General features: G+C 73.1%; 23 protein-coding genes. 9 read left to right on the top strand and 14 right to left on the bottom strand.

Translation table 11 applies throughout. The annotated features are described in order from the left end of the window. Positions 1-8: 8 nt before the first annotated feature. From flgE to G408_RS0110300, 5 genes are all read right to left on the bottom strand, one after another. Positions 9-1232 carry a flagellar hook protein FlgE gene (gene flgE, locus G408_RS0110320; RefSeq protein ID WP_028771023.1) on the bottom strand — a complete coding sequence of 408 codons (1224 nt, stop codon included), beginning with the start codon at positions 1230-1232 and terminating at the stop codon, positions 9-11. A 34-nt stretch (positions 1233-1266) separates the two neighbouring features. Further along, positions 1267-1944 carry a flagellar hook assembly protein FlgD gene (locus G408_RS0110315; protein WP_028771022.1) on the bottom strand — a complete coding sequence of 226 codons (678 nt, stop codon included), beginning with the start codon at positions 1942-1944 and terminating at the stop codon, positions 1267-1269. Positions 1945-1960: 16 nt separating this feature from the next. Next, positions 1961-2368, bottom strand: coding sequence for a flagellar basal body rod protein FlgC (gene flgC, locus G408_RS0110310; protein WP_028771021.1), 408 nt, complete (start codon positions 2366-2368; stop codon positions 1961-1963). Between the two features lie 25 nt (positions 2369-2393). Beyond that, entirely contained in the window at positions 2394-2813 is a 420-nt protein-coding gene (gene flgB / locus G408_RS0110305; RefSeq protein ID WP_028771020.1) for a flagellar basal body rod protein FlgB, read from the bottom strand. 77 nt (positions 2814-2890) lie between these two features. Beyond that, entirely contained in the window at positions 2891-3826 is a 936-nt protein-coding gene (locus G408_RS0110300) for a chemotaxis protein (protein ID WP_028771019.1), read from the bottom strand. 164 nt (positions 3827-3990) lie between these two features. Between G408_RS0110300 and flgA the strand changes: the two genes are divergently transcribed. From flgA to G408_RS0110280, 4 genes are all read left to right on the top strand, one after another. Then, entirely contained in the window at positions 3991-4734 is a 744-nt protein-coding gene (gene flgA / locus G408_RS0110295) for a flagellar basal body P-ring formation chaperone FlgA (RefSeq protein WP_156890126.1), read from the top strand. 131 nt (positions 4735-4865) lie between these two features. Continuing rightward, positions 4866-5192 (top strand): flagellar biosynthesis anti-sigma factor FlgM, encoded by a 327-nt coding sequence (gene flgM, locus G408_RS14915; protein ID WP_051282887.1) that lies wholly within the window; start codon positions 4866-4868, stop codon positions 5190-5192. Between the two features lie 17 nt (positions 5193-5209). Then, positions 5210-5539: a flagellar protein FlgN gene (locus G408_RS0110285; RefSeq protein ID WP_028771017.1), complete on the top strand. Its 330-nt coding sequence runs from the start codon at positions 5210-5212 to the stop codon at positions 5537-5539. Between the two features lie 40 nt (positions 5540-5579). Beyond that, positions 5580-6836: an ATP-binding protein gene (locus G408_RS0110280; protein WP_037412929.1), complete on the top strand. Its 1257-nt coding sequence runs from the start codon at positions 5580-5582 to the stop codon at positions 6834-6836. A gap of 15 nt (positions 6837-6851) precedes the next feature. Here G408_RS0110280 and G408_RS0110275 read toward each other — a convergent pair whose 3' ends face one another. Next, a complete protein-coding gene (locus tag G408_RS0110275; protein WP_169719227.1) occupies positions 6852-8513 on the bottom strand; it encodes an EAL domain-containing protein in 1662 nt (553 codons plus the stop codon). Positions 8514-8536: 23 nt separating this feature from the next. After that, a complete protein-coding gene (locus tag G408_RS0110270; protein ID WP_051282886.1) occupies positions 8537-9670 on the bottom strand; it encodes an HDOD domain-containing protein in 1134 nt (377 codons plus the stop codon). A 177-nt stretch (positions 9671-9847) separates the two neighbouring features. Between G408_RS0110270 and G408_RS14290 the strand changes: the two genes are divergently transcribed. The 4 genes from G408_RS14290 (at position 9848) to G408_RS14910 (ending at position 15810) form a co-directional block, all read left to right on the top strand. Further along, positions 9848-10939: an HDOD domain-containing protein gene (locus tag G408_RS14290; RefSeq protein WP_051282885.1), complete on the top strand. Its 1092-nt coding sequence runs from the start codon at positions 9848-9850 to the stop codon at positions 10937-10939. 85 nt (positions 10940-11024) lie between these two features. Then, positions 11025-13253, top strand: coding sequence for a putative bifunctional diguanylate cyclase/phosphodiesterase (locus G408_RS0110260; RefSeq protein ID WP_028771013.1), 2229 nt, complete (start codon positions 11025-11027; stop codon positions 13251-13253). Then, positions 13250-13840 carry a YfiR family protein gene (locus tag G408_RS14285; RefSeq protein ID WP_051282884.1) on the top strand — a complete coding sequence of 197 codons (591 nt, stop codon included), beginning with the start codon at positions 13250-13252 and terminating at the stop codon, positions 13838-13840. Before G408_RS0110260 ends, G408_RS14285 begins: the two co-directional genes overlap by 4 nt. Further along, a complete protein-coding gene (locus G408_RS14910) occupies positions 13837-15810 on the top strand; it encodes an ATP-binding protein (RefSeq protein WP_051282883.1) in 1974 nt (657 codons plus the stop codon). Before G408_RS14285 ends, G408_RS14910 begins: the two co-directional genes overlap by 4 nt. 9 nt (positions 15811-15819) lie before the next feature. Here the strand turns inward: G408_RS14910 and G408_RS0110240 are convergent, their stop codons facing one another. Genes G408_RS0110240 through G408_RS14900 form a run of 6 tightly spaced genes read right to left on the bottom strand, consistent with a single transcriptional unit; the run spans position 15820 to position 20770 of the window. Continuing rightward, entirely contained in the window at positions 15820-16164 is a 345-nt protein-coding gene (locus tag G408_RS0110240) for a hypothetical protein (protein WP_028771012.1), read from the bottom strand. Beyond that, positions 16157-16924: a DnaJ domain-containing protein gene (locus G408_RS14905; protein WP_169719226.1), complete on the bottom strand. Its 768-nt coding sequence runs from the start codon at positions 16922-16924 to the stop codon at positions 16157-16159. The genes G408_RS0110240 and G408_RS14905 overlap by 8 nt, the downstream gene beginning before the upstream one ends. Then, positions 16921-17685: a hypothetical protein gene (locus G408_RS15435; protein ID WP_028771010.1), complete on the bottom strand. Its 765-nt coding sequence runs from the start codon at positions 17683-17685 to the stop codon at positions 16921-16923. The genes G408_RS14905 and G408_RS15435 overlap by 4 nt, the downstream gene beginning before the upstream one ends. A gap of 43 nt (positions 17686-17728) precedes the next feature. Then, entirely contained in the window at positions 17729-18334 is a 606-nt protein-coding gene (locus tag G408_RS14270; RefSeq protein WP_051282882.1) for a pyridoxamine 5'-phosphate oxidase family protein, read from the bottom strand. A 46-nt stretch (positions 18335-18380) separates the two neighbouring features. Then, entirely contained in the window at positions 18381-19568 is a 1188-nt protein-coding gene (locus G408_RS0110220) for a class I SAM-dependent rRNA methyltransferase (RefSeq protein WP_028771009.1), read from the bottom strand. A gap of 44 nt (positions 19569-19612) precedes the next feature. Continuing rightward, a complete protein-coding gene (locus G408_RS14900; RefSeq protein ID WP_051282881.1) occupies positions 19613-20770 on the bottom strand; it encodes a GGDEF domain-containing protein in 1158 nt (385 codons plus the stop codon). Between the two features lie 158 nt (positions 20771-20928). On the opposite strand from G408_RS14900, the gene G408_RS0110210 reads away from it, so the two are divergent. Next, positions 20929-21723, top strand: a complete 795-nt coding sequence (locus G408_RS0110210) for a rhomboid family intramembrane serine protease (RefSeq protein WP_028771008.1) — start codon at positions 20929-20931, stop codon at positions 21721-21723. 2 nt (positions 21724-21725) lie between these two features. On the opposite strand, the gene G408_RS14260 is transcribed toward G408_RS0110210, so the two are convergent. Next, complete coding sequence (locus tag G408_RS14260; protein WP_051282880.1) at positions 21726-22421, bottom strand: ABC transporter permease; 696 nt, start codon at positions 22419-22421, stop codon at positions 21726-21728. Positions 22422-22664 lie beyond the last annotated feature (243 nt).

Genomic DNA, 22664 nt, shown 5'->3' with positions numbered 1-22664 from the left:
TGCCCTCATCAACGCAGGTTGATGATGGTCTGGGTGATGCGGTCGGTGGTCTGGATCATCTGCGCGTTGGCCTGGAAGTTGCGCTGCGCGACGATCATGTTCACCAGCTGCTCGGTGAGCTCGACGTTCGAGCTCTCCAGCGCCCCGCTCTGCACCAGGCCGAAATCCGAGGTGCCGGCCGGGCCGCGGCGCGGACCGCCGGAGTCGAAGGTCTCCGACCAGACGTTGTCGCCGAGGTTCTGCAGGCCCTGCTGGTTGGGGAAGATCGACAGCGCGATCTGGCCCAGCGGGTCGGCCACGCCATTGGTGTAGCGGGCGAAGATCACGCCCTGCTGCGAGACCTCGATGCCGATCAGGCGCCCGGTGGTGTAGCCGTCCTGGCGCAGGTCGTTGATGGCGAAGCGCTCGCCGTACTGGGTGGAGTTGCGCAGGTCCAGGGTGAGGGTGATCGGCGCGGCACCGGTGGTCGGGGTGTAGGCCGGCAGGGTGGCGAAGCCGGTGGCCGGCGTCACCAGCGCGCCCTGGGCGTCGTACTGCAGGGTGATGGGGCCGCCCACGGCCGTGCCGTCGATGTAGTTGTACAGCTCCCACTCGTTGGCATTCGGCGTCTTCACGTAGTACAGGGTCTGCACATGGGCCACGCCGAGCGAGTCGTAGAGCGTGATCGAGGTCGAGTGGTTGAAGGTATTGGTGTCGTTCGGGTCGAAGGGGGCCGCCACCGGCACGGTGGCATTGGCCGGCAGGTTCGAGCCGACGATCACCTGGGTGGAGGCCGCAGGGGCGCTGTCGGTGGTGACGAGCTGCAGCGGCACCAGGCGCCCGGTCTCGAAGTTGCGGCCCGAGCCGTCGGTAGGCGGGAAGATCTGCAGCCGGGCGCCGGTGGGGTTCACCACGAAGCCGTCGCGGTCGAGCTGGAAGTTGCCGGCGCGCGAGTAGACGGTGGCGCCGTTGTTGTCGAGGGTGAAGAAGCCGCCGCCGGAGATGGCGAGGTCGAGGTTGCGGTTGGTGAACTCGACGCTGCCCTGGGTGAACTGCTGGGTGATGCCGGTGACCCGCACGCCGGAGCCGGCGGTATTGCGCGAGGTGCCGAAGATCGAGGCGGCATAAAGATCGCCGAACTCGGCGCGGGCGGCCTTGAAGCCGGTGGTCGAGACGTTGGCGATGTTGTTCGAGGTCACCGCCAGGTCGGTGGTGGCCGCGTTGATGCCGGAAAGCGCGGTGCGGAAGCTCATGGCGTGACTCCAGTGGCGGTGCGGTGTGCCGGGCTCAGCCCAGGCGGCGGATGGACGACAGCGGCGCGGTGCCGATGCCGGTGAGGTTGAGCAGCAGTCCCTGCGGGTCGAGGGTGACGCTCTCGATCGGCGCCATGGCCGCCGTCTCCAGCGCCACGGCGCTGCGGCCCTCGCCGAAGGTCGCCCGCATCCGGTAACTGCCCGGCGGCAGGGGCTCGCCCCGGTCGCTCAGGCCGTCCCAGCGGAAGGGCAGGTCGCCCGGCCCCTCGGCCCGAAGCTGCAAGCGGCGTACCAGCGCCCCGGAGGGCGTGGTGATGTCGATGGTCACCAGCCCGGCCGCGGGCGTGGCGGTGACGCCCTCGGCGCCCGGCTGGCCGTCGGCGCCGGCGGCCAGCACGAGGCGGTCGGTCTCGACGAGGGCAGTGCGCCCGAGCAGGGCCGCGCCGCGCAGGGCCTGGTCGTTGTTGAAGGCATCGGCCATGCCCTGCAGGGCACGGCGCAGGTCGCCCACGCCCTGGGCGGTGGACATCTGCGCCATCTGGCTCACGAACTCGGCGTTCGAGAGCGGGTTGAGCGGGTCCTGGTTCTTCAGCTGCTCGGTCATCAGGCGCAGGAAGTCGGCCTGGGTGAGATCCGGCTTGCCCATCCGGCTCTGGCTGGCCGGCGGGTTCGACAGGCCGATGGCATTGGCGAGGGAAGCATCGAAAGGCATGGCGGGCACTCCCGGCTCAGCGGCCGATGGCGAGGGTGGCGAGCGCCAGCTCGCGCGCCGAATTGATCACCTCGACATTGGCCTGGTAGCCACGCGAGGCAGAGATGAGGTTCACCATCTGCGCCACCGGATCGACGTCGGGCACGTAGATGTAGCCCTGCTCGTCGGCCATCGGATGGCCGGGCTCGTAGCGCCTGAGCGGCGGGCGGTCGAGCGTCTCCACCCGCAGCACCGTCACCCCGGCCATGCCCTCCTGCCCGCGCAGCGGCGCGCTCTGGAAGGTCGGCTCGATCGGCCGGTAGGCCGTCTCGGGCGTGCGCCCCACGGTCTCGGCATTGGCCAGGTTGGAGGCGATGGTGTTGATGCGTACCGACTGCGCCGCGAGGGCGCTTCCGGCGACGTCGAAGATCGGCAGGCTGCTCATGGGCAGGGTCCTCGGAAAGACGGGGTCACTGGCCGGTGATCGCGGTCATCAGGCCGCGCACCCGCTGCTCGAAGAAGGTGAGCGAGGCGCGGTACTCGAGCACCGCCCGGCCGAAGGCGGCGTGTTCGGTCTCGCTGTCCACGGTGTTGCCATCGAGACTGCCCTGCAGCGCGCGGCGGGTGCTGACGTAACGCGAGTAGTCGGGGGCGGTGGCCAGCCCCATGGCCGCGGCCGCCACCGTCGGGCTGCCGCTGGCCGGTCGCGGGGCCGGGCCATGCAGCGCGGCCTCGGCGCCACGCAGCGCGGCCTGGAAATCGAAGTCCTGGGCCTGGTAGCCGGGCGTGTCGGCATTGGCCAGGTTCGAGCTCAGCACGCGGAGCCGCTGCTCGCGCAGCGGCAGCGCGAGGGCGGAGAGGCCGAAGGGATTGTCGAAGGGACCGGCCATGGCAGGCTCCGGGCAGAGTGGCTGCCCGGAAGCGGTGCAAGCGGCGTGCCAGCCCGTGCCGGGCGGCGGCCGGGGCTTCAGGCGGTGGCGGCCTGCACCGCCTCGATCCGCGCCAGCACCTTCTCGGCCAGCTCGTTGGCCGAGTACTTGGCCACGAAGGCATTGGCGCCCACCTGGTCGACCATGGCGTTGTTGAACACTCCGGAGAGCGAGGTGTGCAGCAGCACGTAGAGGCCGGCCAGGGCCGGGTCGCGGCGGATTTCCGTCGTCAGGGTGTAGCCGTCCATCGAGGGCATCTCGATGTCGGAGATCACCATGGCGTAGTGCTTCGGCACGTCCACGCCCTCGGCCACCAGCTGCTTTAGGTGGTCCAGGGCCTGGCGGCCGTCGGAGAGCAGGGTGGAAGCCACGCCGAGCTGGTCGAGCACGCCGCGGATCTGGTTGCGCGCCACCCGCGAGTCGTCCGCCACCAGCACCCGCACCGGCTCGTCGCCCGGGCCGATGCGCAGGCGCTGTTCGATGGGCTGCAGCATCTTCGCCCCGGTGGCATCGGCCAGCACCGATTCCACGTCGATCACCTGGATCAGCTCGCCGCCGTAGCGGGTCACGGCGGTAAGGTAGCTGTCGTCGGCGCCCAGCTCGGGCGGCGGGCGGATGTCCTCCACCGCGATGTTGACGATGCGGTCGACCTCGGCCACCAGGAAGCCCTGCACCGAGCGGTTGAATTCCGTCACCACGAGGTAGGGCGGATCGAGGTGGCGCTCCGGGTAGCGCACCGCGCTGCCGAGATCGAGGATCGGCACCGAGCGGCCGCGGATGTCGGCGGCGCCGACGAAGCCGGGCGGCAGGCGCGGGATCGGGAACAGCGGGGGGCGGCGCAGCACCTCCTGCACCTTGAACACGTTCACCCCGAACAGCTGCCGGCCGCCGAGGCGGAACAGCAGCAGGGCCAGCCGGTTGTGGCCGGCGAGCCGGGTGCGCTGGTCGATGCGGTTCAGCAGGTCGCGCGACATGCGGCTGAGCGGTAAGGCGTCCATGGACGGGAACGTCCCTGTCGTTGTCGGCCCGGTGACGGGCTTCTTGAGGAAGGTCAGGCCCCTGCACGCGGCGTGCCAGCCGCGGCCCCGGCACGGGGCTTGCACAGGCTGCCACGTCCGATCCGCGCCTGGAGTGACCGATGTCCCGCCCCGAGGCTTTCACGCCCCTGCCGGCCCCCGCCCCGCTGCCGCCGCCGCGCCTGCCCCCCCTTCCGCTGCCGCGGCGCGCCCGGCGCACCCTGCACCTCGTGGCCGCGGTCCTCGCCCTCCTGCTCGCCGGCACGGCCGCCGGCAGCGGCTTCCAGAGCGTGGAATCGATCCGCGCCGCCGCCGAGGCCGCGATCGCCTCGCCCGAGGCCCGGGTGGAAGCCCACCTCGATCCCGCCCTGCGCATGCCGGCCTGCCCCGAAGCCCTTCAGGCCCACGCGGTCTCGGCCGTCAATGTGGAAGTGGCCTGCCCCTCGGGCTGGCGCCTGTTCGTGCCGGTGCGGGTGCAGCGGGTGCAGCCGGTGCTGGTGCTGGCCGAGGCCCTGGCCCCGGGCCAGCCGATCCCGGCCTCGGCGCTGCGGGTGGAAACCCGCGACGCCGCCCGGCTCGGCGCGGCGCCGCTCACCGACCCCGCACAGGCCATCGGCCAGGTGCTGCGCCGGGGGGGCCGCCCCGGCCAGGTGCTGACCCGCGCCGACCTCGTGCTGGCGGCCGCGGTGAAGCGCGGCGAGCCGGTGTCCCTGGTGGCCGGCGGCGGCGGCTTCGAGGTGCGCATGGCCGGGCGCGCGCTCGGCGATGCCGCCACCGGCGAGGTGGTGCGGGTCGAGAACCTGAGCTCGCGCCGGGTGCTCTCCGGCGTGGTGGCCGGGCCCGGCGAGGTCCGGGTGGGCCGCTGACGCGCGGGGAGAAACGTGCGCCCGGTCACGCAAAGATGGCCCTTGCACGAAATTTCACCGGTCGGGCTAAAGTCGCGCGCGCAGCGGCCGTTACCGGCGATGAGGAACCCCCTGTTCCGGAGGACACGACCATGACCAGCAAGATCGACGGAGCCGCTCCGCCCCGTCCGGCCCCTGCGCCGGCGGCCGCGCCGGTGCCCGCCGCCATCGAGCGGTCGGGTGGCCCGCGGGCGCAGGCGGTGGCCGAAGTGCCGCCGGTGGCGGCCGACAACGTGCGCCTCACCGGCGAGGCCGAGGCCCTGCGGGTGGTGCAGCAGCAGGCCAAGGCCGGCCCCTCGCCGATGGACCAGGCCAAGATCCAGGCCCTGCGCGCCGCCCTGGCCGCCGGCACCTACCGCATCGACCCGCAGGACATCGCCCGGCGCCTCGACGCGCTGGAGCGCGAACTCAGCCGCTGACGGCCCCGGACCCGCCCATGACCGACGCCCTGCTCGACCGCCTGGAAGCCGCCCTGCACGCCGAGCGCGAGGCCCTCGCCGGCCAGGACGTGGAGGCCCTGCTGCGCTCCACCGAGGCCAAGCTGCAGGCGCTGAAGGCCGTGGAGGCCGCGCCGGCGGCCCCGCATGACCGCGCCAGGATCGCCCGGCTCGCCGAGCTCAACCGTGAGAACGGCCTGATGCTGGCCCGCCACCGCCGCGCCGTGGCCTTCGCCCTGCGCCAGCTCGGCCGCAGCGAGGCCGAGGGCTACGACCCGCGCGGCCAGCGTGCGCAGGGGGCGTGGACCCGGCCTATCGCCGTTGCCTGAAAGCCGGGTAGCCTCGCACCGTCGTCCCGACGGTGCTGCCATGCCCGATTCCCCGCACGGCCGCTTCTGGCTGCCCAGCCGCCCCGGCAACCCGGAACTCGTGGCCTTCCTCGAGATGCTCGAGGAAGGCGTGCTGCTGGTCGATGGCCGGCGTGCCCTGCACTACGCCAACCTCGCCGCCGGCGAGCTGGCGCACCGTCTCGCCGTCGATCCGGCCGACCCCGACAATGCCGAGCACCTCCTCGCCCTGCTGCCCGCGGAGCTGTTCACGGCCCCGGCAGGCGAGCGCTGGAGCGGCGAGGTGCGCGACGAGGCGAGCGGCCTGGTGTTCGCGGTGCGCCGCTACCCGTGGCGGCTGGACGGGGCCGAGGCCCACCTGCTGCTGCTGCGCGACGTGACCGAGGCCCGCCACCGCCAGGACGAGCTGCGCCGCCGCCACGGCGAGCTGCAGCAGGCCTATGCCCGGCTCGCCAGTGCCCAGGAGCAGCTGCTGCAGAGCGAGAAGCTGGCCTCGATCGGCCAGCTCGCCGCCGGCATCGCCCACGAGATCAACAACCCGATCGGCTACGTGCACTCCAACCTCGTCAGCCTGCGCGACTACACCAGCGGCCTTCTGGAACTGATCCACGCCTACGAGCGGGCACTGGCGCCGAGGCTCGACGAGGCCACCCTGGCGGCGCTGGCGGAGGTCCGCACCCGGATCGACTTCGATTTCGTCTCCACCGACCTGCCGGAGCTGATCAACGAATCGCGCGAGGGCCTGGAACGGGTTCGGCGCATCGTCCAGGACCTCAAGGATTTCAGCCATGCCGGGCGCGAAGCCGGCTGGCGCCGGGTCGACCTGCACAAGGGCCTGGAGAGCACGCTCAACATCGTCTGGAACGACCTCAAGTACCGGGCCCGGGTGGAGCGTCGCTTCGGCAGCCTGCCGCTGGTGGACTGCCACCCCGGCGAGATCAACCAGGTGTTCATGAACCTGCTGCTCAATGCCGGGCATGCCATCGGCGAGCGCGGCACCATCACGCTCTCCAGCGGCCACGACCACGAGCGCGACGAGGTCTGGGTGAGCGTGCGGGATTCCGGCCCCGGCATTCCCGCCGAGGTGATGCCGAGGCTGTTCGACCCCTTCTTCACCACCAAGCCGGTGGGCACCGGCACCGGGCTCGGGCTGTCGATCAGCTACGGCATCGTCAAGAAGCACGGCGGCCGCATCGAGGCGGCCAATGCCCCGGAGGGCGGGGCGGTGTTCACCGTGGTGCTGCCGGTGCACCAGCCGCAGCGCGAGGGCGCGGCCTGAGCGGGGGGCCCGGCTTCAGCCCAGCCCTTCCCAGGTGCGGAAGGCCTCGCGGATGTGGTGGCGCAGCTCGTCCTCGTTCCAGGGCTTGGTGAGGTAGCGGTAGATGGCGCCGCGGTTGATCGCCTCGGTGACGCTGGCGAGATCGGTGTAGCCGGAGAGGATGAGGCGCATGGTGCGCGGGTAGAGCTCCTTCACCCGGCCGAGGAACTCGGTGCCGGAAAGTTCGCTCATGCGCTGGTCGCTGACGATCACCTGCACCTCGTTGCTGGCGAGCAGCTCGAAGGCCTCGGCCACCCGGCTGGTGGCCAGCACCCGGTAACCCTCGCGGCGGAACACCCGCTGCAGGGCGCGCAGCACGTTTTCCTCGTCGTCCACCAGCAGCAGGGTGCGCGAGGCCGGCCCCTTGGCGAACAGCTCCGGGCGCAGGTAGCGCTGGTGCAGCAGCGGGTCGAGCTCGGCGGGCGGCAGCGGCCCGCAGAACAGGTAACCCTGCAGCTGGTCGCAGTCGGCGCGCCGCAGGTAGCCCACCTGGGCCTCGCTCTCCACGCCCTCGGCCATCACCTTGAGGTGCAGCTGCCGGCCCATGGCGATGATGGCGCGGGCGATCGCCGCCTGGCCCTGGTCGTGCGCCACCTCGCCGACGAAATCGCGGTCGATCTTGATCTTCGAGAGCGGGTAGCGCGGCAGCTGCACCAGACCGGCGCCGCCGACGCCGAAATCGTCGAGGGTCAGGCCGACGCCATAGCTGCGCAGCCGGCGCAGGACCTCGCGGATGCGCTCGATGTCGCGCAGCAGGGTGCTCTCGGACAGCTCGATCTCGAACTGGTCGAAGGCCACGTCGGCGCGGGCCAGCCGCACCTCGAGCTGGTCGACGAGATCCTCCTCGAGCAGCTGCACGGTGGAGACATTGACCGCGATCTTGAGATCGTCGAGGCCGGCACGGCGCCAGTGGCGGGCATCGGCGATCACCCGGTCGAGCACCCAGCCGCTGATGCCGCGCATCAGGCCGAGCTGCTCGGCCCGCGGCAGGAACTGCGGCGGGGCGAGCAGGCAGCCGTCCGGAGCGCGCCAGCGCAGCAGGGCCTCGACGCCGGCGATGCGGCCGTCGGCGGCATCGACGAAGGGCTGGTAGTGGAGTGCGAGTTCGTCGTGCTCGAGGGCCCGGGCCAGGGCGCGGGTGAAATCCGGCACGCTGCGCGCCTCGGCGCTCCAGGGCGAGGGCCGGCGGCTGCGCCCCACGCCAGAGCGCTGGGCGGCGTAGAGCGCGCGGTCGGCGGCGCTCAGGGCGGCGGCGAGATCGCCGGCGTCCTCGGGCACCAGGGCAAGACCGATGCTGGCATTGAGCCGCAGGGTGTAGGGCGGCACGGCGAGTGGTGCGGCAAGTTCCTCCAGCAGGCGCGCGGCGAAGCCCTCCGGGTCCTCGAGCGCCGCCGGCGCATCGGTGGCGAGCAGCAGGCAGGCCCCGCGCAGGCGCCAGACCCGGCCCGCCGGCAGGGCGAAGGCGGCGATGCGGTCGGCGGCGGCGGCCAGCGCCCGGCCGGCGGTTTCCTCGCCGAGGCCATCGACCAGGCCGACGAAGCGGTCGAGCGCGATCTCGGCGAACAGGGCCCGCGGCCGCGCGGCGAACCACTCGCACAGGCCAGGGTCCCCGGCCCCCAGCCAGGAAAGCCCGGTCACCGGGTCCTGCCCTGCCCCGCCCATCAGCCGGCGTCGGAAGCGTCGGCGGCGAGGGCGCGCCAGGCCTCGAGCTCGCCCTCCAGGCCCTGGGCCGCGAGCCAGCCGCCATCCAGCGGCACGTCGCCGGCCAGGGCCCAGGCGAGATGGCAGGCGCCGACGAGGCCGAGCCCGCTCTCGCCGGCCGCCCCCGGATGGACATGGCGGGCGGTGGCCTCCACCAGCGGCTCGGGCAGGCCCCAGAGCGCCAGCAGGTAGGCTCCGGCCTCGTCGTAGCCGGGCCAGTCGGCTTCCGCAGCCGCGGCCGGCAGCCAGGGCAGGCGCACCTCGGGCAGCAGGCGGCCGACCCCGGCCAGCAGGGCGGCGGTGGCGGCGAGGTCGGCGCGCGGCCCGGGCAGCAGCCGGGCGGCCAGCCGCGAGGCGCGCAGGCTGCGCTCGCGCAGGGCCTCCTGCGCCGGATCCTCGGCACGGGTCCGACCGGTGCCGAAGATCTCGCCGGCCAGCACCAGGCGGCGCAGGGCGAGATTGCCAAGGCGCACCACGGCGCTGTGGATGTCCTCGATGCGGCGCTGGCCGGCATACATCGCCGAGTTGCACAGGCGCAGCACCTTGGCGGCCAGGGCCGGGTCGCTCTCCACCAGCGCGGCCACCTCGCGGGCCGAGGTCTCACCATCCTCGGTGCGGCGCAGCAGCTCCAGCGAGAGCCGGGGCGGCGGCGGCAGGCGGCCGACGCGGCCGATGGCCTCGGCGAGCGCCGGCCGACCCAGCCGGCGGCGCAGGGCGAGCAGGGCCTGCAGGTCCTCGACGAGGGCCGCGGGATCGAGCGGCTGCTGCAGCACGCGGTGCAGGTTCTCCAGCGCCGCCAGGGCCGGCGCGTCGCGGCCATCGTCGAGCAGCAGGCAGCGCACCACCGCCGGATGCTCGCGCTTGAGCGCGCCGAGCAGGGCATTGCCGGACCCCTGGGCGAGGCGCGGCTGCACCAGGGCGGCATCGAAGGCGGTGGCCGCGGCCCGCTCCAGCGCTGCGGCCGCGCTGTCCACCGCCTCCAGCGTGGCGGCACCGACACAGCCGGCAGCGAGGCGCGCGGCCAGGGCGGTGTCGACACCGACGAAGAGCAGGCGCAGGGGGACGCGGGTTTCCAGAGGCTCGGGGGGGCTCACGCCAGGCACCTGGGGGAATGTGGGGGAACTCTAGCAGGGGCCCCCGTGCGCCCGGCACGGCTTCGCGGCGCGAAGCGTGATCCAGCGCACGGGCCCTCGCGGCAGGGCGTGACGCAGGGCGGAGATTCGCGCCACGCAGCCGCTAGGATTTGTCAAACGCCGCAAATCCTGCCCGCCATGCGTGTCTTCTTCGCCACTCCCGATCCCAACCGTCCCGGCGCCGTGGCCGATGCCCTGCTCGCCCGGGGCTACGACTGGCAGGTGCTGGCCTATGCCCGGAACGAGGAATCGCGCCAGGTGCTGGGCGAGGCGGCGGCCGATGTGGTGGTGGTGGATCTCGCCCTGCCCGGGGCCGAGGCGCTGCTGCGCCACCTGCTCTACACCGCGCCGCAGACCGCCCGGGTGCTGCTCTGCGAAGAGCCCGGCGAACGCGTGCTGCCGGCCCTGCTCGGGCTCTGCCACGGCCTGGTGGCCGCCAGCGAGCCCGTGGAGGTGGTGGCCGAGACCCTGCTCGCCTATGCCGATCTCGCCCGCAGCCTCGACCGTCCGGCGCTGCGGGCGAAGGTGGCCGCGCTCACCGTGCTGCCCGGCGTGCCGCGGCTCTACCTCGCGATCAGCCGCGCCCTCGAGGATCCGAACGTCGAGCTCGGTGCGATCGCCGCGAAGATCGGCGAGGACCCGGTGCTGGCCGGGCGGGTGCTGCAGATCGCCAACTCGGCGCTGTACGGCGCCGGCCGGCAGATCGCCAGCCTGCCGGTGGCGGTGACCCGGCTCGGCCTCAAGGCCATCCGCCAGCTGGTGCTGGCCGCCGAGCTCTACGCCCCGGCCGCGGGCCTGCCTGCGGCCCGTGCCGAGGAGGCCCGCCGCCGCAGCCTGCTGGCCGCCTGGCTGGCACCGCGGCTGATCGGCCCGGGCAGCGACCCGGACATCGCCGGCACGGCGGCCCTGCTCGCCGGCATCGGCGAGCTTCTGCCCGAGCTCGACGACGACGGCGTGCCGCCCCTGCCGAGCGCCCCGCCGATCCAGGACGAGGCGGCGGCCTACCTGCTGGGGCTGTGGCAGCTGCCCGGCATCCTCCAGCAGGCGGTGGCCTGGCAGCGCAGCCCGCGCTTCGCCGGCCCGGGCTTCGGCATCGTCGGCGCGGTGCACGTGGCCACCGCGCTGGCCTTCGACCGCCGGGTGGACGAGGGCTGGCTGGAACGCTGCGGCATGGCCGCACACCTGCCCGACTGGCGGGAACTGGCGGCGCGGATGCAACGCGCGGCCTGAGCCGGCGCGGCTTGCGCCGGCCGCGCCGGGGCTGGCTATGCTAGGCCGGAACGGGAGCCCTTCCCGTGGCCGCCCGGGGGAAGGGATGAGCCAAGACCGGCCCGATGCCGCCGAAGACAGCCTGGTGTTCGCCAGCGAGGCGGCCGCCGCCGGTCGGGGCTGTCCGCCATGGACCATCCTGGTGGTCGATGACGAGCCCGATGTCTTTGCCGCCACCTGCATGGCGATGCGCGGCGTGGAAATCCTCGGCCGGCCGCTGGAGTTCGTGCATGCCGCCTCGGCGCGGGAGGCCCGCGCCCTGCTGCAGTCCCGGCCCGAGGTGGCGGTGATCCTGCTCGACGTGGTGATGGAATCGGAGGCGGCCGGCCTCGAGCTGGTGGCCTGCATCCGCAACGAGCTCGGCCTGAAGAAGCCCCGCATCATCCTGCGCACCGGCCAGCCCGGCTACGCGCCGGAGATGCAGGCGATCCGCGACTACGACATCAACGACTACCGCATCAAGAGCGAGCTCACCCGCACCCGGCTGTACACCGTGCTGACCTCGGCGCTGCGCGGCTACCAGACCCTCGCCGCGGTCGAATCCACCCGCCACGATCTCGAGTACCTGCTGCGCGCCCAGACCGAGCTGCTCTCGGCCAATACCATGCCGGCCTTCGCCGTCGGCCTGCTGGAACGCCTGGCCGGGCTGTTCGGGGCGGCGGCCGATGCCGCCTTCGTGAGCGACGGCAGGCGCGCCCAGGACGCCGAGGACCACCGCCGCCGGGTGGTGGCCGCGCTCGGCCGCTACGCCGACTGGTCCTGGCGGCGGCTGGATGCGATCGGCCCCTGCCCGGAGGTGCGGGTGATCGAGCTCGCCTTCAGTACCCGGCGCACGGTGCAGGGCGAGTGCGGCCTGGCGATGTACCTGCCCTCGCGCACCGGCGCCGATGCCGTGGCCTTCCTCGGCGCGGCCTGCGCCACCGCCCGCCACGCGCCGGAGGTGTTCGACCTGTTCGTGCAGAACACCGCGGTGGCCGCCGACGGCGTGCGCCTGGTGGAGCGCCTGCGCGACGCCGCCTATGTCGACGGACTCACCCGGCTGCCGAACCGCTCGGCGCTGGCCGAGACCATCGACGGCGCCCTGCGCGTGCCCCCGGATGGACCGCAGCGCCTGCTGCTGATCGACATCGACCAGTTCTCCGAGATCAACGAGACCTTCGGCGACCGCATCGGCGATGCCCTGCTGCGCGGCGTGGCCCAGCGCCTGATGGCGCAGGCCGATTCCAGCGTGCGGGTGGCGCGGGTGGCCAACGACACCTTCGCCGCCTTCGGCCCACAGGACCGCCTGGTGCCGGCCGACTGGGCGCGGCGGCTCGACGAGCCCTTCGAGGTCGATGAGCTGCAGATCGCGCTCTCGGCTTCCTTCGGCGGCGTGGAACTGACGCCCGAATGCGGCAGCGGCGGCGAGCTCATCAAGATGGGCTATTCGGCGCTGAAGCGCGCCAAGCAGGCCGGCCACCGCTCGGTGGCCTTCTACTCGCACGAGGTGGCCACCGAGATCAAGGAACGCACCCGGCTGCTGCACGGCCTGCGCGCCGCCTTCGACCAGCAGCGCCTGTTCCTCGTCTACCAGCCGCAGGTGGAGGCGGCGAGCGGCCGCACCGTGGGCTTAGAAGCACTGATGCGCTGGCGCGCCGACGATGGCCGGCTGGTGCCGCCCGACCGCTTCATCCCGCTGGCCGAGCAGTCCGGCCTGATCAAGGACCTCGGGGCCTGGGCCCTGCGGCTCGCCATCCACCGCGCGGTGGTGCTGGGCGAGGCCGGACACCGGCTGCGGATGGCGGTGAACGTCTCGATGAGCCAGCTCCTGGTGCCGGGCTTCGAGCGGCTGGTGGAGGAGGCCCTGGCCGAGGGCGGCCTGCCGCCGCAGCGGCTGGAGATCGAGATCACCGAATCCGTGGCCATGCAGTCGCCGGACATCGTGCTGCCCCGGCTGGCGGCCCTGAAGCGGCTGGGCGTGGGCGTGGCGATCGACGACTTCGGCACCGGCTATTCCTCGCTCTCCAGCCTCGAGAAGCTGGCGCCGGACCGGCTGAAGATCGACCGCAGCTTCGTCCTGGGCCTGGAGGCGGAACAGGGCAGCAGCGGCATTGCCGAGATGATCATCGAGCTTGGCCGCACCCTGGGCCTCCGGGTGATCGCCGAGGGCGTGGAGACGGAAGCCCAGCGCCAGCGGCTGGTGGCGCTCGGCTGCCACGAGCTGCAGGGCTACCTGTTCTCGCCGCCGCTGGCGGTGGACGCTTTGCCGGGCTGGCTGGCCGGCCAGCAGACATGAGCACGGCCCCGGGCCAGCGCCACCACCGCCCGGCCGCCGGCCTTGCCGGCCTGCTGCTGGCGCTGCTGGCCGCGCTGGGCCCGCCGCCTTCACGGGCCGAGACGGGCGCGGTGGACGAGTACGCCCTGCGCGCCGCCTTCCTGTTCCACTTCACCCGCTTCGTGCAGTGGCCCGACGCGGCCTTCGAATCGCCCGACAGCCCGTTCCGCATCTGCGTGCTCGGCAGCGATCCTTTCGGCCGGCACCTCGATGCGCTCGAAGAGCGGCGGGCAGGCGGGCGGCCGATCCAGGTGCGGCGCACGGGCAGCCCGGCAGGCCTCGCCGGCTGCCAGATCGCCTACATCGCCCCCGATGCCCAGCCGGCCTGGCGGGCCGCCGGCGGCCCCGCCCTCGATGCCCGCCTGCTCACGGTGGCGAGCGAAGGCCGCTTCGCCCGCGAGGGCGGGATGATGGCCCTGGTGGCCAGTGGCCGGCGCATCCAGCTGCACGTCAACCTGGCCAGCCTGCAGGGCTCCGAGCTGCGGGTGAGCGCCAAGCTGCTGGAGATCGCCGAGGTGCGGCACGGCCGCCCGGGAGTGCGGGGATGAAGGGCTGGCTCGCCCGGCGCTCGCTGCGCGCCCGCCTGCTGGCCGTGATCCTCTTCGTCACCTTCGTCTCCATGGCCGCCTTCGGCGGCCTTGCCCTGCTCGCCGAGCAGCGCGCCGCCCGCGCCGCCCTGGCCGCCGAACAGGCCGCCATCGCCTCGCTGGTGGCCAACCGCAGCGCCGCGGCCGTGGTCTTCGGCGACCAGGCGCTCGCCCAGGAGAACCTCGAGGCCCTGGACAACCTGCCGCACATCACCGCCGCCTGCCTCTACGAACTCGGCGGCAGCCTGCTTGCCGGCTTCCATGTCGCCGGCGAGCCGCCCTGCCCGGCGCGCCATGCCGAAGCCCGCGTCGGCGCGGGCGAGAGCTGGCTGCGGGTGAGCGTGACGGTGCAGCCCGAGGACCCGGCCGGACACCTGCTGCTGGTCTCGACCACGGAGCCGCTGCGCGAGCGGCTGCGCGCCCAGCTGCGCACCTGGGCGCTCACCGGCGGCGTGGGCGCGCTGCTCGCCGTACTGCTCGGCCTGCTGCTGGAACGCCTGATCTCCGGGCCGATCCGCCGGCTCGGCGCGGTGGTCGAGTCGATCGACGGCACCGGCGCGGAAGGCCTGCGCGCCCCGGTGGAGGGGCGCGACGAGATCGGCCAGCTCGCCAGCGCCTTCAACCACATGCTGGAGCGGCTCGAGGCGCAGACCCGCAGCCTGCGCCTGCAGGCCGAGTACAACGACCTGCTGTTCAAGCGCCTGCCGCTGCCGGTGGTGCTGATCGACCCGCGGCTCGGCCATGCCGTGGACTGCAACGACGCCGCGGTGGCGGTGTACGGCTTCCCCTCGCGCGAGGCCACCCTGGGCACCGGGGTGGCCAGTGTCTCGACCCCGCTGCAGTACGACGGCACGCCCTCCGAGGAGGCCATCAAGCCCTATCTGGAAGCGGCGCTGCGCGGCGAGCCGCAGGTCTACGAGTGGCGGCACCGGCGCCCCGATGGCAGCGAGTTCGACGCCGAGGTGCACCTCGCCCGCTTCGGCCCGGACGAGGCGCCGATGCTGCTCGCCAGCCTGTTCGACATCACCGAGCGCAAGGCCGCTGCCGAGGCCCTGCAGCGCATGAACGAGGAGCTGGAGCGCCGGGTGGCGGAACGCACCCGCGACCTCGCACAGTCGAATGCCGAGCTCTCGACGGCGATCGGGCAGCTGCGGCTCACCCAGGCCGAACTGGTGCGCAGCGAGCGCCTGGCCTCGCTGGGTTCGCTGGTGGCCGGGGTGGCGCACGAGCTCAATACCCCGCTCGGCAGCGTGCTGCTGGTGGCCACCACCCTCGGTGATGGCCTGGAAGAGCTGCGCGCCCAGCTCGCCCGCGGCGAACTCCGACGCTCGGCCCTCGAGGCCTTCCTCGAACAGCAGGCCGAGGCACAGGCCCTGATCGTGCGCAATGCCCGCCGCGCCGCCGAGCTGATCGGCCGCTTCAAGCAGGTGGCGGTGGACCAGACCTCGGAGCAGCGCCGGCGTTTCGATCTCGCTGAGGTGGTGGACGAAGTGCTCGGCACCCTACAGCCGCGGCTGCGCAAGACCCCGCACCAGGTCTGTGTGGACATTCCCCCCGGCCTGTTGATGGACAGCTACCCCGGACCGCTCGGCCAGGTGCTCACCAACCTGGTGATGAATGCCCTGCTGCACGGCCTCGATGCCTGCGCCGGCGAGATCCGCATCGAGGCCCGGGCACTCGAGGGCGACGAGGTGGCCCTGAGCGTGGCCGACAATGGCCGGGGCATCCGCCCCGAGCATCTCACCCGAATCTTCGATCCCTTCTTCACCACCAAGCTCGGCGAGGGCGGCAGCGGCCTTGGGCTGCACATCGTCTACAGCCTGGTGGAGCGCGCCCTGGGCGGCCGCATCCGGGTGGAAAGCCAGCCGGGCAAGGGCGCACGCTTCACCGTCACCCTGCCACGGGTGGCGCCGCAGGGCGAAACGCACTGAAACACGACCTCAGCCGCGCCGGAGCCAGCGCCGCAGCAGGCCGGCAAGACCGCCGCCCGGCGCTGACGGCACGGCGCGGCGCAGCGGCGCTGCCGGTAGATCGGGGCGTACGAGATCGCTCTCGGCCAGCTCGCTGGCCATCGGCGCGTCCTCCAGCAGCAGCTCCACCCGCCAGTCGCGCAGCTGCCGCGCCACCCGGTACACGGCATCGTGGGCGGCGCGCCGCTCCGGCACTAGGAGCACGGCGCGGGCGCGGCGGGCCAGCTCGGCATCGGGGGTGGCGGCGATGGCCCGGCGCAGGGCGGCCTCGTCGGCGCCAAAGCCCAGGCCGAGGCGGGCATAGAGGTCACGCATCGCCGCTCTCCTGCAGCTGCTTCCAGGCCTTCTGCACGGCATCGAAACGCGCGGCGGCACTGGCCCTGGCCGCGGCATCGGCCTGTGGCTGGCGGTCCGGGTGGTACTGCCGTGACAGCCGCCGCCAAGCCGCCTTGATGGCGATCGGCGTGGCTCCCGGCGCCAGCCCGAGGGTGAGCAGGGCCTCGCGGCGCGCCGCCTCGGCGGCGGCGGCCAGGGCGGCATCGCGGGCGAGGCGCCGGGCTCGCGCCTCGCGCGCCGCGGCCGCGGCCTCGGCTTGCTCGAACCAGGCTGGGTCGGAAAGGTCGGCCGGCGGTTCGAACTCCAGGCCCAGCACCGCCTCGAAACGCTCGCGCAGCAGGGCGGGCGAGGCCCCGAGCAGGTCGGAGAGGAAGACGAGGGCATGGCGCTCGATCTCCGAGAGCGTGCCGTCGGCTGCCGCCACCCGCAGGTAGAGATCGAGCAGGAACTCGGTACGCTTGGGCGAGCGCTGGCTGCGTAGGAAGCGGAACAGCCGCGGCAGGTCGGGCGGCAGCGGATCGGCGGCGAAGGCCTCGGCGATCTCCTGCAGGGGCACGCCCTCGGGCTCGTGGGTGAGAGCAAGGCCCACCTCGTGCAGCTCGCGCAGGTCGGGCGGACCGTCGAGCGCCGCCAGCCACAGGGCCGAGGCGCGGATGCTGTCGGAGAGCCGCTGCGGGCTCTCCCACAGGCGCTGCAGCAGGCCGGACGGTGGCGCGGGCGCCGGCACCCCTCGCCTCACGCCTGGGTGTCGGGATTGAGCAGCAGGCCGGCCAGCCAGGCCTCGCCGCGCTCCAGCAGTTCCACCGGCGTGTACTGCCAGCCGGTGACGATCATCGCCTCGGCCACGGCGAACTCCCGCTGTGCCTTGGTGAAGCTGCGCTGCCCCGCCTGCACGAGCTCCAGGACGAAGGGCGGCGGCGGTACCGCCTCGGGATCGAGGGCTTCCGGCCTGGCCCCGCCGCCCGCCGCCGCGGCCGCCGGGCCGCCCTGGCCCTTCACCAGGGCCTCGATCCGCGCCAGGGCGGTGGCCTGGGCATCGCCGCTCTCCGGCACCTGCGGTGCCGCGGCGGCCAGGGCCTTGCACACCGTGTTGAGCTGGCCGGTGGCCTTCATCCGCGCCAGCTTGGCGCGACCGGCCGCGGCCTCGGCCTCCTCGAGGTCCTGCTTCAGGCGCTCGATCTCGGCATTGGCATCGGCGAAGCCGGCGCCATCGAGCAGGCGCAGCACTTCCTTCTGCAGCTCGGCATACAGCGAGGGGTGGGTGGACTTCAGGCTGCGCGCGGCCATCTGCCAGGCATAGGCCACCTGCTGCGCGGTGCGTTCGGCAGGCGCCACGGGGCCGGCCGGCCGGTCGGGAGCGCCCGCCTTCGCCGCCTCGTTGCCGAGCATCGACAGCGCAGTGTCGATGCGGTGGCAGAGGTCGGTCTGGTCGAACTGGCGCAGGGCCTTGCGCAGTTCGATGCGGCAGTCGATCAGCAGCGGGCGCAGGGGCAGGTCCATGCCGCGGATTCTAGCTGCCGGCATGGGCCGCCGGCGCTGGCCTTCAGGGCACGCACCACTCCCCGCGCCAGCGCCCGCCCTCGCGGACGAAGCGGGCGCGGCGGTGCCCTTCGAAGGCGAGGTTGAGCCATTCGAGCCGTGCCAGCACCACCTGCACCAGGCCGAAATGCACCCAGCCGGCGGCGCTTTCGGCCTCCTCCGGGCGGCGGGTCGCCAGAGGCGCGGGCAGGCCGCTGCCAGGCCCGGGCAGCACCGTGCCCGGCCCCGGCGTGGCAAGGTAGCAGCGGCGCGACATCAGGCCGGTGCGCTTCCAGGCCAGTTCGGCCGGCGCATCCCCGGCATGGCGACGGGCGAGGCCCTCGGCGCGGATCTGCTGCCCCTGGCCGAAAAAGCACAGCGATACCCGCGGGTCGCGCTCGATCTCGCCCCACTTCTCGCTGCGCCGATCGGTGTGGAAGCCGAGCACGCCCTGCTCGCGGTCCACCTGCCGCAGCACCACGTAGCGGGTGGCCGGGCCACGGCGGCTCAGCGTGCCCAGTACCCCTTGATGGAAGGGCGAATGGCGCAGGCGCTGGCCCTCGGCGAGCAGGGCCCAGCAGCGGTCGAGCACACCGGGCAGGGAGGGTTCGGGCAGGTCGCGGCTGTCCATGCCGGCATTCAAGCGCCGTCGCCGTCGCCGGGGCGCGAAACCGCGCTCAGTCCAGCACGCGGCAGAACACCGCCTTGAGGTAACGGCTCTCCGGCACATGGGCCAGCCAGGGATGGTCGGGCCCGGCGCCGGCCACCTTGATCACCTGCACGGTGCGGTTCGCGTAGAAGGCCGCGCGGCGCAGCATGTCGAGGAACCCCTCCTCGCCCACGAGGCCGGTGCAGGAGAAGGTGGCGAACAGCGCGCCCGGCTTGCAGACCCCGAGGGCCAGCTTGTTCATGTCGAGGTACTTCTTCAGCGCCGGGATCACCTGCTCGCGGTCGCGGGTCATCTTCGCCGGGTCGAGGATGACGACGTCATAGGCCTCGCCGCGGGCGGCGGCATCGCGCAGCCAGGGGAAGATGTCGGCATGGACGAAGCGCGTCTTCGCCGCCGCGGCCTGCGGGTTCAACCGGAGGTTCTGGCGGGCAATCGCGATGACCTCCTCGTCGATGTCGACGCCCACCACCTCGGCGGCCCCACGCGCCGCCGCGTACACCGCAAAGCCCCCGGTATTGCAGCACAGGTCGAGCACGGTCTTGCCCGCGACCCGCTGCGAGAGCCATTCGCGGTTCTCGCGCTGGTCGGCGAAGAAGCCGGTCTTGTGCGCGCTTCCCGGGGCGGCGCGGAAGCGGATGCCGTGCTCGGTGATCACCACTGGCGCCGGGGCCTCGCGCGGATGCCAGTCGAAGCTCTCCTGCTTCTGCACATGCTCGTCGGCGAAGCTCCAGATCCGGCAGCCCGGGAATTCGGCCTCGAGGGCGGCGAAGATCCAGTCGCGGTGGCGGAAGGCGCCGGCGGAGAAGAACTCCACCACCAGCAGCTCGCCGTAGCGGTCGACCACGAGGCCGGAGATGCCGTCGCCCTCGGAATGCACCACGCGCCAGGCATCGCTCACCGCATCGAGCCGCAGCACCTCACGGCGCAGGGCCACGGCGGCGGCGATCTTGGCGCGGAACCAGGCCGCATCGATGGTCTCGTCTGGATCGGTGGTGAGGAGGCGCAGCGCGATGCGCGAATGGCCGTTGTAGAAGCCGCGGCCGCACCAGGCACCATCGCGATCGTAGACCTCGACGAGGCTTCCCGGCCTGGGCTTGGTGGGCGGTTTTTCCACCATCTTCTGGAAGATCCAGGGATGGTTCGAGCGGCGCTCGATCTTCAGGCGGACGACAGGGTTCTCGGCGGGTGCATTCATCGCCTCAGTGTACGCGGCGCGGCGCCTTCCCTGGTCGCCATGACTCAGTCGGGTGCCCGCACCACGCGGTTGCGGCCGCTGCGCTTGGCCTCGTACATGGCATCGTCGGCGCGGCGCAGCAGCGAGCGCACTTCGGTGTCGCCGGGGCGGCGCTCGGCCACTCCGACCGAGATGGTGAGCGGCCATTCGATGCCGCCGCCGAGATCGGCCGGCGTGGCCGCCACCGTGGCGCGCAGGCGTTCGGCCAGCACCAGGGCCTCGGCCAGCCGGGTGCCGGGCAGCAGCATCACGAACTCCTCACCGCCGAGCCGGCCCACGAGGTCGCTGGCCCGGGCCTCCACCCGCAGATGGCTACCGAGCCAGACCAGGGCCTCGTCGCCGGCGTCGTGGCCGTACTGGTCGTTGACGCGCTTGAAGTGGTCGACGTCGATCATCAGGGCCGAGAGCGCGCCCTCGGGATCCTCCACCCAGGGCCGGGCCAGGGCCTCGACGCGGCGACGGTTGGCCAGCCCGGTGAGCGGATCGGTATCGGCGGCCTCGGCCAGCTCTGCCTGCAGCCGGCTCGCCACCATCAGCACGAAGCCGAGCGCGGTGGCCACCGGCGCCAGGGCGGCGGTGAGGTGCAGGGCGATCTGGACCGGGTCATGGGCCACGATCGAATCCACCGGCGTACCGAAGAGCTGCTTCAGCGCCCGCAGCAGCAGCACCGCCACCGGCAGGGCGAGGAACAGCACGACGATGCGCAGGGCCGGCGGATAGGGCCGGCGCCCGCGGCGCAGCAGGGTGGCGATGGCATGCAGCAGCGGCACGGCGATCAGCCCCGTCATGCCGACGAGGCGCAGGGTGTAGTCCGGCGCGATCCAGAGGAAGAACAGCAGCCAGACAGAAGCAGCGCCCAGCAAGGCGAAGTCGCGGCGCCAGGGCACCGGGCGGGCGAAGTAAAGCGCGATGGCATGGTCGAGGCGCTGCATGCCGGCGAGCAGCAGCACATTGGCCAGCATCACCGTCACCGCATCTGGCCACTGCCCGCGCATGACGAAGGCGCCCCAGCCAAGAGCCTGCAGCACCAGGGCCTGGGCCCAGGCCCCGAGCGGCGCCCGGTAGCGCCGCGGGAAGGCGGTGCGCACATAGCCGATCAGGCCGGCCATCAGCAGGCACAGGGCCGTCGACACCAGCATCAGGCTCATCAGGTCCAGGCTCACGCGCGAGATCCTTTTCGCTCCGCGAGCCGCCATTGTCCTCCTGCCCGGGCGGCACGTCACGCCATGGCCCGGCCCCGCCGCCCGGCCCACCCCGTGGCCCCGGGCCGCGTTCACGCGGCGTGGCTTGCGCCCGGGCGCAACGCCCCCACGATGCCGGGATGGACGCCACCCCCACCCCCGACCTCGACCCCCGCCAGCTCGCCCAGACCCAGCGCCGGCGCCTGCAGGGCGCCCTGCTGGGCTGGCTGGGCTTCGTCGCCCTGCTGGGCGTCATGCAGGTACTCAGCATCGCCTGGCCCGGCCTCCGAGGTCTTGGGGTGGTGCCGCTCAGCCTGCCCGGCCTGTCCGGCCTGCTCGCCGCGCCTCTGCTGCACGCCGATGCCGGGCATCTGCTCTCGAATGCCTTCGCCCTCGTGGTGCTCGGCACCCTCGTCTCCAGCGTCTACCCGAAGGCGGCATCGCGGATCGTGCTGGCCGGCTGGCTGGGCGCCGGCCTGTTCACCTGGCTACTCGGTCGGCCCTCAATCCACCTCGGCGCCTCGGGCCTGGTGCATGCCCTGTTTTTCGCCCTGTTCGTCCTGGCCCTGCTGCGCCGCGACCGCCCCGCCGTGGTGGCGGCGATGGTGGCGGTGATGCTGTTCGGCGGCATGCTGCTCACGGTGCTGCCGCAGGAGTGGCGGGTGAGCTGGGAGATGCACGCCGGCGGCGCGCTTTCCGGCCTGCTGGCGGCCTGGCGCTGGCGCCGCCTCGATCCGCCGCCGCCGCGCCGGCTCTATTCCTGGGAGGAGGAGGAGCGCGCCGCCGAGGCCTTGGCGGAGGCCAAGGTGATCGACGCCGGCACCTACGAGCCGGCCCGGCCCGAGGCGGTGCCGGTGCTCTGGCAGCGGCCCGCGCCGCAGGAGGAACGCGGCACCGTGCTGGCCTTCCGCCGTCCGCCGCCGGAGGGCGACTAAGGTCAGTCGGTGCGCAGCGCGGCGATGGCATAGGCGAGGATCGCGCCGAACAGCAGACCGAGCAGCGCTCCGGCCACGCAGATGGCGGCGGCCTCGCGCAGGAAGCGGGCGATGATGTCCTCGTGGCGGGCGCCGAGCGCGCGCAGCAGGCCGATCTCGCGGCGCCGCTCCAGCACATTGGCGAGCATGATGTTCATGATGCCGATGCCGCCCACCAGCAGGGACACGGCGGCGATGGCACCCATCACGATCTGGAAGATGCGCTGGGTCTGCTGGTACTGCTGGAACAGCTGGGCCGGCACCACGAGACGGAAGTCATTGGCCCCGGCATGGCGCTGGCGGATGAGCTCGGCGAGCGCCCGCGCTCCGGCTTCGATGCCCTCGGGACGTTCCAGCTTGAGCAGGAAGCGGTCGAGCTCGTCCTGCAGCGACGGGCTGCCGAAACGCGAGAGCGCGGTGGCCAGGGGCACGAACACGCGGTTGCTCTCCAGCCCGAACTGCACGCCCTCGAAGGCATCGGCCGAGGGGTCGCGGTCGGCCAGCACGCCCACCACTTCCAGCCAGACATGGTTGGCCTTGATCCACTGGCCCACGGCGCTACCGCCCGGAAACAGGCTGCGCGCCGCCTGGTGGCCGAGCACCGCCACCGGCGCGAGGCGCTGTTCGTCTTCTGCCGAAAGGGCGCGGCCCTCGGCCACGGAGAGCGAGGCAAGGGCGAAGAAGCCCGGGCTGACGCCGGCGAGCTGGGCATCGGAGGCCGCAGCTCGCTGTGCACGCCATCGGTGCGCAGGCGCTTCTCGGCCGCGGCCTCGCGTGCCCCGGGCACCACCTGCAAGGCCGCCTCGGCATCGGCGCGGGTCAGCCCGAGGCTGCGCTCGCGCAGCTCGCGCAGGGCGGTCTCGTCGGTGGGGGTATTGGACCTGAGTCGTTCGCGAATGCGA

The sequence above is a fragment of the Silanimonas lenta DSM 16282 genome, from assembly GCF_000429065.1.
Classification (GTDB): Bacteria; Pseudomonadota; Gammaproteobacteria; order Xanthomonadales; family Xanthomonadaceae; genus Silanimonas; species Silanimonas lenta.
Note: the sequence above shows the minus strand (reverse complement) of the source record. Positions and strands in the feature narration are given on the sequence as shown.

Excerpts from the sequence above, each read along its gene's own strand:
- flgE (WP_028771023.1), bottom strand. The coding sequence starts at position 1,232 with ATGAGCTTCCGCACCGCGCTTTCCGGCATCAACGCGGCCACCACCGAC.
- G408_RS0110315 (WP_028771022.1), bottom strand. The coding sequence starts at position 1,944 with ATGCCTTTCGATGCTTCCCTCGCCAATGCCATCGGCCTGTCGAACCCG.
- flgC (WP_028771021.1), bottom strand. The coding sequence starts at position 2,368 with ATGAGCAGCCTGCCGATCTTCGACGTCGCCGGAAGCGCCCTCGCGGCG.
- flgB (WP_028771020.1), bottom strand. The coding sequence starts at position 2,813 with ATGGCCGGTCCCTTCGACAATCCCTTCGGCCTCTCCGCCCTCGCGCTG.
- G408_RS0110300 (WP_028771019.1), bottom strand. The coding sequence starts at position 3,826 with ATGTCGCGCGACCTGCTGAACCGCATCGACCAGCGCACCCGGCTCGCC.
- flgA (WP_156890126.1), top strand. The coding sequence starts at position 3,991 with ATGTCCCGCCCCGAGGCTTTCACGCCCCTGCCGGCCCCCGCCCCGCTG.
- flgM (WP_051282887.1), top strand. The coding sequence starts at position 4,866 with ATGACCAGCAAGATCGACGGAGCCGCTCCGCCCCGTCCGGCCCCTGCG.
- G408_RS0110285 (WP_028771017.1), top strand. The coding sequence starts at position 5,210 with ATGACCGACGCCCTGCTCGACCGCCTGGAAGCCGCCCTGCACGCCGAG.
- G408_RS0110280 (WP_037412929.1), top strand. The coding sequence starts at position 5,580 with ATGCCCGATTCCCCGCACGGCCGCTTCTGGCTGCCCAGCCGCCCCGGC.
- G408_RS14290 (WP_051282885.1), top strand. The coding sequence starts at position 9,848 with ATGCGTGTCTTCTTCGCCACTCCCGATCCCAACCGTCCCGGCGCCGTG.
- G408_RS0110260 (WP_028771013.1), top strand. The coding sequence starts at position 11,025 with ATGAGCCAAGACCGGCCCGATGCCGCCGAAGACAGCCTGGTGTTCGCC.
- G408_RS14285 (WP_051282884.1), top strand. The coding sequence starts at position 13,250 with ATGAGCACGGCCCCGGGCCAGCGCCACCACCGCCCGGCCGCCGGCCTT.
- G408_RS14910 (WP_051282883.1), top strand. The coding sequence starts at position 13,837 with ATGAAGGGCTGGCTCGCCCGGCGCTCGCTGCGCGCCCGCCTGCTGGCC.
- G408_RS0110240 (WP_028771012.1), bottom strand. The coding sequence starts at position 16,164 with ATGCGTGACCTCTATGCCCGCCTCGGCCTGGGCTTTGGCGCCGACGAG.
- G408_RS15435 (WP_028771010.1), bottom strand. The coding sequence starts at position 17,685 with ATGGACCTGCCCCTGCGCCCGCTGCTGATCGACTGCCGCATCGAACTG.
- G408_RS14270 (WP_051282882.1), bottom strand. The coding sequence starts at position 18,334 with ATGGACAGCCGCGACCTGCCCGAACCCTCCCTGCCCGGTGTGCTCGAC.
- G408_RS0110220 (WP_028771009.1), bottom strand. The coding sequence starts at position 19,568 with ATGAATGCACCCGCCGAGAACCCTGTCGTCCGCCTGAAGATCGAGCGC.
- G408_RS0110210 (WP_028771008.1), top strand. The coding sequence starts at position 20,929 with ATGGACGCCACCCCCACCCCCGACCTCGACCCCCGCCAGCTCGCCCAG.